Source organism: Nonlabens sp. SY33080, from assembly GCF_011784885.1.
GTDB lineage: Bacteria > Bacteroidota > Bacteroidia > Flavobacteriales > Flavobacteriaceae > Nonlabens > Nonlabens tegetincola.
The window spans coordinates 525,692-538,504 of record NZ_CP050461.1 but is presented as its reverse complement, the minus strand read 5'-3'; the positions used below and the strand labels follow the sequence as shown (position 1 = coordinate 538,504).

Here is a 12,813-nt window from a genome sequence, read left to right as displayed (position 1 = left end):
CTTTCGCGAAAGCATAATAAATAGTAACTTTAATAGTACAATAAAATAGCTATGCCTAAAAAAATCATTAATAAACTAAGAATTAAAAGAAAGGCAGCGCCTAAAACTTCACAAACAGTATTCACACCACCTGGAACTATATCTTACGTAGGAGTTCATCGTGAAGGTGAAGTAATAACTGAAACTATAGCCTACGGTCCAGAGCATTATGAAAAGCATGATAAAATTGTGTATAGTTTACCCAATGATTATGTAAAATGGTACAATCTGGACGGAATTCACGATATAGAAAAACTTAAAAAAATAGGGAAACGATTTGATATTCACCCTTTATTACTAGAAGATGTAGCTAATACTACACAACGCCCTAAAACTGAGTTCTATCCAAATTACGTATTTCAATGTATTAAAATGATCTCTTACGATGAAAAAGATCATGATATTGAACAAGAACAAGTTAGTATAATCTTAAATGAACATGAAGTTGTAACCTTTCAAGAACAAACTGGTGATGTTTTTGGGAGTGTGCGCAGTAGGATAGAAAATAATCATGGAAGAATAAGAACATCAGACAGTGACTATCTATTCTATGCACTTATAGACAGCGTGCTGGACCATTATTTTATTGCTATAGAAAAAATAGGAGATTATCTAGACGTTCTAGAGGATGAAATATTCAATGACCCAGAAAAAGAATCTCTAAATAAAGTACAAAATAACAAACGTGTACTTATTAATTTACGACGTTCGGTTTATCCATTAAGAGAATCAATAAGTAGGCTTTTAAAAGAAGAATCTAGGTTTTTACAACCACAGACAAAAGCTTATTTTCAAGATGCCTACGATCATTGCATACAAATTATTGAGACTATAGAATCCTACAGAGAAATAAATACAGGATTAAAAGATATGTATTTATCTAGCGTAAGTCATAAGATGAATCAAATCATGCAGGTATTGACTATAATAAGTAGCATATTTATTCCAATGACTTTTCTAGCAGGAATTTACGGGATGAATTTTGAGCATATTCCCGAGCTTACATGGGAACACGGATACATGTATTTTTGGATAATCTGTGCGGTAATGTTTGTAGGATTAATAGTATTTTTTAAATTCAAAAAATGGTTATAAATTTGACTAGATAAAATTTTAACATTTATCATTTTGTTTGAAGCAGATACTCGCTGTATTTTTGCACGCCTTTTTAGATGAAAGGTTGTGTTTGGCACAGCAGTTGCATATAAATAGGCGAAGGTTATTAAGAGTAATTTTCATAAAGTTTTTTGGTTGGTTAGTGAAAGTCCTGAGCAGTATTCTTCTGCTCGGGATTTTCTAATTTTAGACCATTCTATAATTAAGTCCTTATATTTATTAAAGTCATGAAGAAATATATTCCAATTTTACTACTTGTTTTTACTCTAATATCTTGTAAAAATGAAACCAATAATAGAGAAACTGACGTTTTGACCACCTCAAAAGCTGAACAAAATGTTAAAACGAACTCAGATTTATTACTATTTCCCGAAGATTATACAGGTATTTATAAAGGAAAATTGAATATTACCACAAGTAACGGGTTAAATTCAATTCCTATGGAATTACATCTTCTTGCTACTCAAGATTCATTGAAATATGATTATAAAATATTTTATGGAGAAGAAAGATCTGAAAGACCTTACTCCTTATTAAAAACGAATAATCCTAATTTATTTGAGCTTGATGAAAATAATGGAATAATATTACCAACAGCTTATAGTGAAAACACCTTATTCAGTACCTATGAAGTGGCTGGTAATTTATTGACATCAACATTAATTTTTAATGAAGAGTACATTGAGTTTCTTATAAGCTTTAGTCCATTAGAGAGTAAAGAACTGGCAGGCGAAGCCGAAGGTTTTGAGGTAAGCGCCTACCCTATTACAGTCATGCAGAAGGCTAGACTTTTCAAGGAATAATATATAATATCAATTAAAAAAGGCTTTTCTTAATCGAAAAGCCTTTTTTAATACTGAAACTATTTTGACATTAATCATTAAAGAAAAATCCATTGGGTGCAACACCGGTTGAAATGGTTGTCATTAGGTTACCATTTAAATCATATTCAAATGCCTGACCATTGGAAACAAAGTCTCCTGCATCAGCAATGTAAATAATACCATCTTTCACGGTAAATCCATACATGGCACCAAATGGAGAACTTGAATTGTACTCTAAAACTGGTGTAGTTGATATTTGAGGATTATTTGTGGTGTAACCGTAAACCGCTGTGCCGTTTGTAAAATAGGTTGTTGCTCCATCGATAGAAATGTGCTTAGGCGTTGTTAAAGACGCTGGTAAACTTACTGTATTCACGATAGCATTAGTACCTATATTTATTTCAATTACACTACCTGTTGCACCACCATTGTTGGCAAGAACGTATAGAGAATTAGCATTTAAAACTGCAGTATCTGGCGAGTTACCAGCTCCTAGGTCAATAGAGCCGATAATTGACTCAGAATCAGGATTGATAACTGTTATTGCATTACCACTTCCAAATGATCCATTCAAAACATAAACATTGTTATTTGCAGCATAAATTCTATTGACAACGTCTCCAACTACTATAGTTGAGGTGCTATAATCATTAAGGTCAATAACTGTAACAAAATCATCAGCAGTTGACATAAAATCGCCTGAATTTGTAACAAAAGCTTTATTACCTACTACCACACCATATCTAGGATTTTCAAAATCCGTGTCTACAGTATTTATTAAGGATAAAGAGAATCTGTCTAAAACTGTAACACTACTAGACTGACCTGAAATAACGAACGCTCTATCATCGCTAAAAAACATATCTTGATTGAATCCACCAAAAGGTAGTTCAGTAGGGTTTGCAGTTTCAAATGCATTTGTATCTACGGTACCATTATCATCTACATAAGTAAAAGGGCTTAATGGTCCACCACCTTCATGTAGTATAAAATAACCACCATCATATTCTCCTCTAGGTGCTGTACCGTTTACATCATCGTCTTCACTACAAGATGTGAATAAAATAGCAATAGCCATTAAGTAAAGAGGAAATTTTAAAATTCTGTTCATGTTTAGAAATTTAGATTTAAATAAAAGTTATAATTAATTCCAGGCATAAACCTGTTATTAACCGATTGATAATTAACATTAAAAAGATTGAGAACTCGTAAACCTATAGTCCAGTTCTTCTTAGGTAAAAACTCCATACCAAGATTTGAAATCAAATAAGAATCCAGTACAGCTTCAGGATTATTATCTGACTGAAAGAATACTTCACCAACGTACATGGTTTGAACATAGGTGTTTATTTCATGTAGTTTATTGGCACTTGGTTTGAAATTTATGTGAATTGAATTAGTGGCTTTATGATAGGGCACATAAATTAATTGTTTGTCAGTAAGTCGGTTGGTTGAGTTAGTGTAAGCGTAATTACCGTTTAATTTAAAATTAATGTTATTCCATCTTGTTATGTAGTTAGCCTGAAATTCTAGACCATAGGAAACTACCTGATCTGTATTAATAGGTCTCCATATAGCACTAGAATTGGGTACCCATCTAATCATATCACTAATATCATAGTAGAATCCGCTAATTTTAAAATTACTGTTCTCAAAATCAAAAGAATGACCCATTTCTAATTGATAAGATTGTTCAGGATTTAATTCACTATTCCCAGCTCCTATCCAATACAAATCATTAAACGTAGGTATTCTATAATTGCGTGAACCATTTATATTTATTGTATAAAAATCAAATAACCTATAACTTATTCCTACATTGAATAATAAAGGGCTATCATAATCCTTTGTAGTTTCTAAACGACTACCTATTTCATAATACCATTTATTGAGCCTTTGATTTAAAAGAAAACTAAATGAACCTATAGTTCTATCTCTATTTTCAAGATTGCTACCAGCTCCTGAGGTATGATTTAAGTCAGCTACAAATCGTGCTTGCGTATTAGTATTAATTTTTAGGTTGAACTGATAATTTCCTATCCATGATTGAGAATTACCCGAGCTGTAGGAATCTCGATCAACATTTCCATAAAACCTGTAGCGTTCAGTTAAATAAGCTGCTCTTAAAACTGAGGTAACAGCCTTCTTTTTAAATTCCCATTCAAGAAGGTTTCTTGTGTTGTAATCTTCATACTTAGATGGAATTTCACTAGGATTGATTAATGAAAAGTTCCTAGAACCATCAAAGTAATAATTGTAATACTTAAAGGTGTGATAGTTATTGAGCTTATAACCCAATTGAGAATTTACGGAAAAGTTGTCGAACTGCCCATTCAAATTAGTTCGTTCCTGACCTCTAAAATCATAAGTGTAATCATTGTCTGAACTTTGACGTGAAATAGCTATACCAGCATAAAGCTTGGAATTAGCATAAGAAGTTTTATAACCAAAATCCTGTGTATTAAAACTTCCTATATTACCAAAAAGCTCGTTTGAAAACTGATTTTTAAATTCAATTTTATCATTTAAGTGAATGGTTCCTCCTATTGCTCCGCTTCCATAAATTACGCTTCCGCCACCATACCTAACCGTAATTTCTTCAAAGTTTCTTGTATTTAAAGTATTAAAATCAGTTTGACCATTAAGCTGTGAGTTAATATTTATTCCGTTCCATATTACTGCTGTTTGCTGCGCTGTTGTTCCTCTAAAAGAAGGAGACGAAACGCCGCCACGACTATTTTCTTTGAAGAAAATGGTTGAATTAAACCTTAATAAATCAGTTAATAGAGCAGACTGTCTCTTGCTTATACTATCTGTAAGAGTGGTTGTTGTTTGGGTTTTGGAAAAAGGCACTAGTAGCCTGTCTGCATTTAATACAATCGTATCAAGTTCCGCAGGCTGTTGTTGACCGTAGATCGTCCAGGTAAAACAAATGAATAGTAGTATTCTCAGTGCTTTGTGCATTACTTTTAGTTTTCAGGTAAAAGCACAGAGATCACAAATGCCCGAAAGCATTTGATGAGATACCTGCCACCTTTATCCCGAAGGTTAACATTATTTGGTATTAGAGGCAGGTCTCCTGACTTCAACATGTTTCTGCCTTCCCAGATAAACCAGTGGCTATAATCGAAACATCTCGTACGAGTAATGTTGTTTACAGTTGCGGGAACAGTTCTAGAATTACACTAGATTCCCTTTTAATTCATTAGTATATGGTAATTACGTTTTCGCGACCGAAGCTTGCCATAAAGGCAAATGCGAGGAAAGCATAATAATCATTAATTAATGAAACCTTCAATACACGGCAAAAGTAATCTAATAAAGTTATTTTTACGCTCACAATGATGAAACAGTTTTTATACATAGGGTTTATAGCGATTTTACTAGGTAGTTGTAAGCAAAATAGAGATCAAACATTGGTTGAAACTCCAGAAACCAAAAGTGTTATATCGTTTGATTATGCAACCGGACTTACTGTTCAAAATACAGAAACAGGAATTTACGTTACTGTAAAAAAACCTTGGCCAGATGCAACAAAGGATTACACATACAAACTTGTTCCTGCTTCTAGCCAGAAAAGAGAATTAATTCCTGAACTTGATGCTGGCACTATCATACAAGTACCTGTAAAACGTATAATTGCAACATCGACTACTCACTTACCACCCTTAGACTTGTTAGGTGTGGAAAAAAGTTTAGTTGGATTTCCAGAAACTGATTACATAAGTAATAGTACAATAAGAAATTTAATAGAATCAGGAAATATACAAGATGTTGGAATCAACGAAAGACTAGATGTGGAAAGTGTCATACTCACACAACCAGATGTGGTCATAGGGTATGGTGTTGAAGGAGAAAATCCAACATACAACAACATTCAAAAAGCTGGTATTCCAGTATTATTTAGTGGTGCTTGGGTTGAGAAGCATCCATTAGGAAGAGCCGAGTGGATTAAGCTTTACGGACTGCTATTTGGTAAACAAAAACAAGCTGACTCCATATTTAATAAAATTAAGAATGATTATTTACAAGCAAAAGAGTTGGTAGTTGACCTGCCAAAACCTACTGTAATTGCAGGTGCAACCTGGAAAGATGTGTGGTATTTACCCTATGGTGATTCGTGGCAAGGATTAATTCTAGCTGATGCCGGCTGTAATTACATTTATGAAAACACATCTGGCAAAGGATCACTAGCCTATAATATTGAACAAGTACTTAAAGATGCTCAAAAGGCAGATTATTGGATCGCTCCTGGAAGTTATACGACTTATTCAAACATGCTTGCAGATAATCAAGCCTATGGACAGTTTAAAGCTTTTCAGCAAAAAAAACTATATACCTTTGCATTGAAGAGAGGATCTACAGGCGGATTTATTTATTATGAAGAAGCTAGTATGCGACCAGATTTAGTTCTTAAGGACATTATTTATCTCACGCACGATCGAGACTTGCTTAAAGACTATCAGCCTTATTTTTTTAGTACACTTTTACCATAGGTTCTAAATGAAAGTTAACACGCTTATCATATCATTATTAATAGGAATAATATTTCTATTTGTACTTGATATTTGTTTGGGTACTGTTTTCATCAAACCCTATCAAGTATGGGACTCCTTTTTTAGTGAAAAGGCACTTCAAGACCAACCTACCATTACCTACATAGTTACTAACATACGAGCACCACGGGCTGTTATGGCAATTATTGCCGGTGCATTCCTTGCAATATCAGGTATATTAATGCAAACTTTATTCAGGAATCCATTAGCAGGACCTTTTGTTTTAGGTATCTCAAGTGGTGCAGGATTAGGTGTTGCTTTTACGGTACTAGGCGCTAGTTGGCTGGGTTTTCAAGCAGCAAGTCAAAGTAGTTTAGTTGTATCAAGTATCTTAGGTAGCGTGGTTGTTTTAATATTGATACTTCTTATTTCATTTAGATTAAGAGACACCATGGGCTTACTCATAATTGGGCTTATGGTGGGTAGCTTAAGTAGCGCTATAGTTGGAATCCTAAGTTATTTCAGCGCCAGTACAGAATTACAGAGGTATGTTTTTTGGTCTCTAGGTAGTTTGAGTAACGTATCATGGTTTTCAATACTTATACTGGCAAGTATACTACTTATAGGTATGGTGGTAATCACATACCTCATTAAACCACTTAATGCACTATTACTAGGTGAACAATATGCTCTAAGTTTAGGAATTAATATCAAATTGACTAAGTGGATCATTATCATACTCACAAGTGTTTTAGCTGGATCCATTACAGCCTATGCCGGACCCATCGCCTTCATAGGGCTTGCTGTTCCGCATCTTACTAGGATGATGTTACCCAGTGTTAATCATAAATCCTTATTTCCTACAGCTGTTTTATTAGGAGCTGCCCTACTTCTATTTTGTGATATAATAGCTCAATTGCCTTTTAGTAGTAAATCCTTACCCATAAATGCCGTCACATCACTTATCGGTGCTCCTGTTGTAATTTGGTTAATTGTAAGAAAACGTAAACTTCACTTTTAATGTTAGTAGCACAGGATTTACATATAGGATACGGTTCTTGTGAAGTTGCTCGCACGGTTGGTGATTTCGCTTTCGCGAAAGCGAATCTAACAGCAATCATAGGTGGTAACGGGATGGGGAAATCAACGTTTTTACGAGCTCTGGCGTATGGTAACCATAAGATTTCAGGGAATGTAATTCTAGACAATAAATTAAGACAAAATTACAGCGATGTTGAATGGTCTAGAAAAGTAGCTGTTGTGCTTACACAAAGAGAATTTAGTCACCATCTTACAGTAAAAGAACTTCTGGAGCTTAGTAGAATACCCTACAGTAATTTTATGGCCAGAATAAGTGAAGGAGATAATGAAATTATACAAAAAATAAGTACTGATTTTCAAATTTCAACTTTATTGGATCGTAGATTACACAGTTTAAGTGACGGGCAATTACAGCGAGTTCTAATTGCTAGAGCACTAGTGCAGGATACTGATTTTATTCTGATGGACGAGCCTACTAGTCATCTAGATCTTAACTTTAAAATTGATTTGTTGCACCAACTTAAAGAAGTTTGTCTTAGTAATAAAAAAGGTATAATTTTTTGTACTCATGAATTAGAAATGGCACTTCATCTAGCAAATGAACTGGTAACTATACATAAGGGTTCGATTGTCAAACATACAAGGCAAGAATTGCTATCGAGTAATTTATTAAATAAGATGTTTCCTTCAAGCAAACTCAATTTTGATGAAAATGGAGTTTCCTATAAGTGGTGATAAGAACATTCTGAATTTTTAATTCGATTTATGAGCCTTAAATTTTTGATTTAAGTTTATGCTTAGCTAAAATGTATAAGGACATCACAAGCGTACATAGTAATAGATCAATAATTAAGAAATCCAGTGACCAAGAATGGTGAAGGTTAGCCTGACCATCTAAAAATTCATGATAATAGGTAAAAAGGCAAACCTATATCTATTTCAAACCAACTTTCATTACTCCATGGTGTTGAAATATTATCAATAATGGAAATAAAAGACAAACTACAGAAAAGTGTTATTGATAAAAAAAGCGAAATGAAAAATTTATAGAATAGCTTTATCACTAATTCATCCAGTTAAAATACTTTACTATATAGACAACAAGTAATGCGCCTCCTATACCAAAAGATATTGCGCCTTGCCAATAATATAACTTTGAGGTGGTTTGCTTGAAATAAGTTTCTCCATACATTTTTATAAAATGCTTATGCGTTGTAAGCCAAAACAAATACATACAAGCAACAAATACAAAAATAGCCAGCAGCAGTAAGGATGTCATAAAAAGTAAATTGAGTCCAAGTAAATATACTTAAAACTTGGTAGCTGTCATAAAATGCCGATGCTTATTATAAGCAACACTTGTAATTTAACAGGTTATTGATTTGATTTAAAATCAATTGAAATACTGTTTACACAATGTCTAATACCACTAGCTGTAGGACCATCATTAAATACATGACCCAAATGCCCACCGCAATTAGAGCAAAGGATTTCCGTACGTATCATCCCATGTGATTTATCTAATTTACGTTCAATTGCACCAGGAATTTCTCCATCAAAAGAAGGCCAACCACAACCAGAATCAAATTTTGTCTCTGACTTAAATAATGGATTGTTACAAGCTGCGCATACATACATTCCTTTTTCAAAATGCGTATTATATTCACCACTAAAGGGCCTTTCAGTACCTTTTTCTCGTAGAATATAATACTGCTCTGGTGTAAGCTCTTCCTTCCACTCTGCTTCGGTCTTTTTCATAAATAATTATTTACGTAGTTCTGGTAAAGATTCACCTTCAGGAATAAAATTCAATGCTACACCATTAATACAATGTCTTTTTCCAGTTGTTCTTCTAGGGCCGTCATTAAACTCATGACCTAGATGACTGCCGCAAGTTGCACATTTTAACTCGGTTCTTGCATACCCAATTTTATAATCGGTATCCCTTTCAACCTGACCATCAATAGCTCTATCATAACTAGGCCATCCTGTACCAGAATCAAATTTGTGCTCATTATTATAAACAGGTGCGTAACATGCTGCGCAAATTAAGGTTCCTGGTTTGTATTGTTTATTCAAAGGACTGGTAAAAGGTCTTTCGGTACCAGCCTCGCGTAACACGTTGTACTCTTGTGGTGTTAGGATTTCTTTCCATTCTTCATTAGTCTTAGAAACTTTATAGGTTGTTTCTTGCTCGGTTGTGGAAGCAGTAGTATCATTCATTGCGACCTTTGCTTCTTCATTTTTACAGGACAAAAAACCTAGTACGGTAACTAAAATAACTATTCTCTTAATCATTACTATTTATTTATGATTCAAAATTATACCAATAACATGCCAGAATATGTTGCAAGACTGTTAAGTATTATGTCGAAAGTATAACGATATCATTGCAAAAATGTCTAGCAGTTGTCTCTCTCTTTTTATAGGGTGTTTTGTACCTTTATAGCATGAATAAAAAAGTAGCTATTATCATGGGATCTATAAGTGATTTACCTGTGATGCAAGACGCCATAGATGTTCTTAAAGAACTTAATATTGAAATTGAAGTAGATGTTGTGAGTGCACACCGCACGCCTGAAAAAATGTTTGAATTTGGAACCACTGCACACGAGAATGGCATAGCAGTAATAATTGCTGGCGCTGGTGGTGCTGCTCATTTACCGGGCATGGTAGCCAGTCTGTCTCCTTTACCAGTTATTGGTGTTCCTGTCAAGTCAAGTAATTCTATTGATGGATGGGACAGTGTTTTATCTATTTTACAAATGCCAGGTGGTGTTCCTGTAGCTACCGTAGCATTGAATGGCGCAAAAAATGCTGGAATTCTTGCGGCTCAAATAATAGGTGCTACACAAGACGATGTAAGGGACCGAATAATAACCTATAAAGAAGGTCTTAAAGAAAAAGTTCATCGTGCTGCTAGTGAGATGAAATATGACTAAAACTTATAAAGTAATTTCTATTTTAATCATCTCTCTAACCCTTATTTGGTTAGTTTATGCTGGATTTCAACCCAAATGGATTAAATGGCAATTAATGACCGCTGGTGGAATTCATTTCATCATGTCATTTATAATAAATCGACAGTATCACAACTGGGAATACAACTATTTGGGGATCATTCATGGAACTCTAATGGTAGTTTTAATGGGTTGGGGATATTTTTTTGTTTAACTATATTAATCAAAAGTTTAACAATATTATAGTCCATTTTGGACTATTGATAAGTAATTTTACAATATGAAAACAAGTGATAATCCGTTATTACAAGAATTTAATACACCATTCAATACAGCTCCTTTTTCAATTATCACTGAGGATTTGTATGAGGACGCTTTCGCGAAAGCGATAAAAATAGCACAAGAAGAAATTACTCTTATTACGAGTAATAAAGATGAGCCTTCATTTGAAAATACGATTGAAGCTCTAGATAAGGCTGGCGAAAAATTAGGCAGAATATCAAGTATTTTCTTTAATCTTAATAGTGCCGAAACCAACGATGAAATTCAAAGAATCGCTCGTGAGGTAAGTCCACAGTTAAGTAAATTTAGCAATGATGTTACCTTAAATTTAGATCTATTTGAACGTGTAAAGCATGTGTACAACAAACGTGATCAGCTTAATTTAAATCCAGAACAACTTACTCTTCTTGATAAAAAGTATAAACGATTTTCACGTAATGGCGCCTTGCTTGATGATAAACAGAAAGAACGATTACGAGAAATTGATACACAGCTAGCACAGTTAAGTCTACAATTTGGTGAAAATGTGCTGGCAGCAACAAATGCATTTGAAATGCATATTACAGATGAATCAAAATTATCTGGCCTACCAGAAAGCGCTCTAGAAGCTGCCAAAGAAACAGCTAACAGTCGTGATAAAGAAGGTTATATTTTCACACTAGACTATCCTAGTTATATTCCATTAATGACCTATGCAAACGATAGGGATTTACGCAAAGAAATGTCACTTGCTTTTGGGTCTAGAGCTTACAAAGATGATCATGATAATCAAGAAAATGTACTGCAAATTGCGCAACTAAGGTTTGAAAGAGCACAATTATTAGGATACGATAGTCATGCTCATTTCATTTTAGAGGAACGTATGGCTGGATCGCCAGAGCAGGTTAACGACTTTTTGAATGAATTACTTGAAAAAGCACAACCTGCCGCTCAAAGTGAGTTTGATGAATTACAGAAGTTTGCCCAAAATCATAAGGATTTCCCTATTGATCAATTGCAAAAATGGGATAGCGCTTACTACAGTGAAAAGTTAAAGCAACAACGATTTGAACTTGATGATGAGTTGCTTAAACCTTACTTTAAATTAGAAAACGTAATAAACGGTGCTTTTGAAATTGCCAACAAATTGTTCGGACTGACTTTCAAGAAAAATACAGAAATTGACAGCTATCATAAAGATGTAATGATTTATGAAGTTTATAATGAAGACAAATCATTGAACTCCATATTCTATGCAGACTTTTTTCCAAGAAAAGGAAAGCGTAATGGAGCGTGGATGACTAGTTTCAAAAGTCAATGGAAAGAAAATGGACATGATAGTAGACCACATGTTTCAATTGTGTGCAATTTCACAAAACCTACTAGTACAAAACCATCTTTACTTACTTTTAATGAGGTAACAACCTTATTTCATGAGTTTGGTCATGCCCTACACGGTATGCTTGCAAACACTACATACCGTAGCCTTTCAGGAACATCGGTGCATTGGGATTTTGTAGAATTACCTAGTCAAGTTCTTGAAAACTGGTGTTATGAAAAAGAAGCACTTGAACTATTTGCAAGGCACTATGAAACTAACGAGGTCATACCACAAGAGTATATTGAAAAAATCAAAGCTGCAGCTACCTTTTTAGAAGGTATGCAAACCATGCGACAACTCAGTTTTGGATTATTAGATATGAGCTGGCACGGTATTGATCCATCACATATAGGTGATGTTAAGGATCATGAGCGCAACACTTTTAAGAAAACAGATTTGTATCCCGACGTACCTAGCAGTTGCATGAGCACAGCATTCAGCCACATTTTTCAAGGAGGATATAGTGCTGGATATTACAGTTACAAATGGGCTGAGGTCTTAGATGCCGATGCTTTTGAATTTTTCAAGCAAAAGGGAATTTTCAATAGAGAGGTTGCAGATCTTTTTAAAGACAATGTACTTTCCATGGGAGGAACAGAAGACCCTATGGAATTATATGTTCGCTTTCGCGGAAGCAAACCAAAAACAGACGCTCTTTTAAAACGAGCAGGACTTATAAAAACATAAAAAACTAA

The 12,813-nt window shown here is 34.2% G+C and carries 13 protein-coding genes and 1 riboswitch; of the genes, 8 read left to right on the top strand and 5 right to left on the bottom strand.

From position 1 onward, the window contains the following. Positions 1–51: 51 nt before the first annotated feature. Both corA and HCN53_RS02420 read left to right on the top strand, forming a co-directional pair. Positions 52–1,134 (top strand): magnesium/cobalt transporter CorA, encoded by a 1,083-nt coding sequence (gene corA, locus HCN53_RS02425; protein ID WP_060522592.1) that lies wholly within the window; start codon positions 52–54, stop codon positions 1,132–1,134. 248 nt (positions 1,135–1,382) lie between these two features. Continuing rightward, positions 1,383–1,958 carry a hypothetical protein gene (locus HCN53_RS02420; RefSeq protein ID WP_167341904.1) on the top strand — a complete coding sequence of 192 codons (576 nt, stop codon included), beginning with the start codon at positions 1,383–1,385 and terminating at the stop codon, positions 1,956–1,958. A gap of 70 nt (positions 1,959–2,028) precedes the next feature. Here the strand turns inward: HCN53_RS02420 and HCN53_RS02415 are convergent, their stop codons facing one another. Together HCN53_RS02415 and HCN53_RS02410 are read right to left on the bottom strand one after the other, a co-directional pair. Beyond that, complete coding sequence (locus HCN53_RS02415) at positions 2,029–3,090, bottom strand: YncE family protein (protein WP_105018879.1); 1,062 nt, start codon at positions 3,088–3,090, stop codon at positions 2,029–2,031. A 2-nt stretch (positions 3,091–3,092) separates the two neighbouring features. Continuing rightward, a complete protein-coding gene (locus HCN53_RS02410; protein ID WP_167341903.1) occupies positions 3,093–4,943 on the bottom strand; it encodes a TonB-dependent receptor plug domain-containing protein in 1,851 nt (616 codons plus the stop codon). A gap of 87 nt (positions 4,944–5,030) precedes the next feature. Next, positions 5,031–5,221: riboswitch (cobalamin riboswitch) on the bottom strand. A 102-nt stretch (positions 5,222–5,323) separates the two neighbouring features. Here HCN53_RS02410 and HCN53_RS02405 point away from each other — a divergent pair. The 3 genes from HCN53_RS02405 to HCN53_RS02395 are packed head-to-tail and all read left to right on the top strand — an operon-like array spanning position 5,324 to position 8,251. Then, on the top strand, positions 5,324–6,475 hold the full coding sequence (locus HCN53_RS02405; protein ID WP_167341902.1) for an ABC transporter substrate-binding protein: 1,152 nt from the start codon (positions 5,324–5,326) through the stop codon (positions 6,473–6,475). A 7-nt stretch (positions 6,476–6,482) separates the two neighbouring features. Then, the gene (locus HCN53_RS02400) at positions 6,483–7,496 is read left to right on the top strand and encodes an iron ABC transporter permease (protein WP_167341901.1); all 1,014 of its coding nucleotides are present in this window, start codon (positions 6,483–6,485) and stop codon (positions 7,494–7,496) included. Beyond that, the gene (locus HCN53_RS02395) at positions 7,496–8,251 is read left to right on the top strand and encodes an ABC transporter ATP-binding protein (protein ID WP_167341900.1); all 756 of its coding nucleotides are present in this window, start codon (positions 7,496–7,498) and stop codon (positions 8,249–8,251) included. Before HCN53_RS02400 ends, HCN53_RS02395 begins: the two co-directional genes overlap by 1 nt. A gap of 328 nt (positions 8,252–8,579) precedes the next feature. Here the strand turns inward: HCN53_RS02395 and HCN53_RS02390 are convergent, their stop codons facing one another. From HCN53_RS02390 to msrB (HCN53_RS02380), 3 genes are all read right to left on the bottom strand, one after another. Further along, positions 8,580–8,795 carry a hypothetical protein gene (locus tag HCN53_RS02390; RefSeq protein ID WP_167341899.1) on the bottom strand — a complete coding sequence of 72 codons (216 nt, stop codon included), beginning with the start codon at positions 8,793–8,795 and terminating at the stop codon, positions 8,580–8,582. 95 nt (positions 8,796–8,890) lie between these two features. Continuing rightward, entirely contained in the window at positions 8,891–9,274 is a 384-nt protein-coding gene (gene msrB, locus HCN53_RS02385; RefSeq protein ID WP_042278659.1) for a peptide-methionine (R)-S-oxide reductase MsrB, read from the bottom strand. Between the two features lie 6 nt (positions 9,275–9,280). Beyond that, on the bottom strand, positions 9,281–9,814 hold the full coding sequence (msrB, locus tag HCN53_RS02380; protein WP_167341898.1) for a peptide-methionine (R)-S-oxide reductase MsrB: 534 nt from the start codon (positions 9,812–9,814) through the stop codon (positions 9,281–9,283). A 152-nt stretch (positions 9,815–9,966) separates the two neighbouring features. On the opposite strand from msrB (HCN53_RS02380), the gene purE reads away from it, so the two are divergent. From purE to HCN53_RS02365, 3 genes are all read left to right on the top strand, one after another. Further along, a complete protein-coding gene (gene purE / locus HCN53_RS02375; protein WP_167341897.1) occupies positions 9,967–10,458 on the top strand; it encodes a 5-(carboxyamino)imidazole ribonucleotide mutase in 492 nt (163 codons plus the stop codon). Further along, a complete protein-coding gene (locus tag HCN53_RS02370) occupies positions 10,451–10,690 on the top strand; it encodes a hypothetical protein (RefSeq protein ID WP_167341896.1) in 240 nt (79 codons plus the stop codon). The genes purE and HCN53_RS02370 overlap by 8 nt, the downstream gene beginning before the upstream one ends. Positions 10,691–10,756: 66 nt before the next feature. Continuing rightward, positions 10,757–12,805, top strand: a complete 2,049-nt coding sequence (locus tag HCN53_RS02365) for a M3 family metallopeptidase (RefSeq protein ID WP_167341895.1) — start codon at positions 10,757–10,759, stop codon at positions 12,803–12,805. The last annotated feature ends 8 nt before the right edge of the window (positions 12,806–12,813 follow it).